We start from the raw sequence: 454 nt of genomic DNA on the forward strand, positions 1-454 counted from the left end.
GCCGTCCAGGGTGCAGGTGGTGGTGCCGCAGGCCTTCTCGTAGCCGTTCTGGGAGCGCACGGTGTAGCCGGTGATGTCGGCGCCGTTGTTGTTCGGCGGGTCCCAGGTGAGCACGACCGTCTTGGAGCGGACCTCGACGACCTGCGGGGTCGAGGGCGCCTCGGGCTTGCCCAGCACCTTGAGCTGGACGCGGCCCTCGACCATGCGGTCGGGGTCCTTCGTCGCGTCCTGGATCCGGTAGACGACCACCATGACGCCCACGAACGAGTCGGCGGGCGTCACGACGACGTCGCCCCCGCTGTACGAGACGTCGCCGCTGCCCGTCTCGACGCTCGCGCCGACGATCTCCAGCGGGGTGTCGGGGAAGGGGTTGGAGTCGTTGGCCAGCACGGGGACGGTGGTGGCCTTGCCCTGGTGGGCGTCGTCGACGGTGTCGGGGTTGGCGCGCGCCAGG

At 70.9% G+C, this 454-nt stretch carries 1 protein-coding gene; it reads right to left on the reverse strand.

All coding sequences use genetic code 11. The features are described 5' to 3' along the window. On the reverse strand, positions 1–454 hold a 454-nt coding region (locus tag ACPCUX_RS18790), incomplete at both ends, for a fibronectin type III domain-containing protein (RefSeq protein WP_423389395.1).

It is taken from the genome of Cellulosimicrobium sp. AB352 (assembly GCF_049538415.1).
Lineage (GTDB): Bacteria > Actinomycetota > Actinomycetes > Actinomycetales > Cellulomonadaceae > Cellulosimicrobium > Cellulosimicrobium funkei.